The sequence below is a fragment of the Priestia sp. SIMBA_032 genome, assembly GCF_046535215.1.
GTDB classification, from domain to species: domain Bacteria; phylum Bacillota; class Bacilli; order Bacillales; family Bacillaceae_H; genus Priestia; species Priestia aryabhattai.
The window spans coordinates 1-320 of sequence record NZ_JAWRXD010000337.1 but is presented as its reverse complement, the minus strand read 5'-3'; the positions used below and the strand labels follow the sequence as shown (position 1 = coordinate 320).

At 35.3% G+C, this 320-nt stretch carries 1 protein-coding gene; it reads right to left on the bottom strand.

The window, feature by feature from the left end; translation table 11 throughout:
* Positions 1-320, bottom strand: a 320-nt coding sequence (locus tag SB717_RS34655) for an HD domain-containing protein (RefSeq protein ID WP_410907396.1), incomplete at both ends; no start/stop codon positions are given.

The window sequence follows — 320 nt, the reverse complement described above, 5'->3', positions numbered from 1 at the left end:
CTAATTTAATTAAAATAACTCGAATGTCTTGAGCCATTGCAATAAACATTTTGCGATGGTTTTCGGCTTGTTGTTGTTCGTGAGATTTATATTTAATCTTCCCAAGCTTTGTAACACCATCAACAAGCATAGCAATTTCTTTGTTAAATTCCCGTTCAATATCTTCTAACGTAATCTCTGTATCTTCCACTACATCATGTAAGAAACCTGCTGATACCGTAGCTGGATCCATGTGTAAATCAACTAAAATACCTGCAACTTGAATCGGATGAATAATATACGGTTCACCCGATTTTCTATATTGTTCGCTATGCGCATCA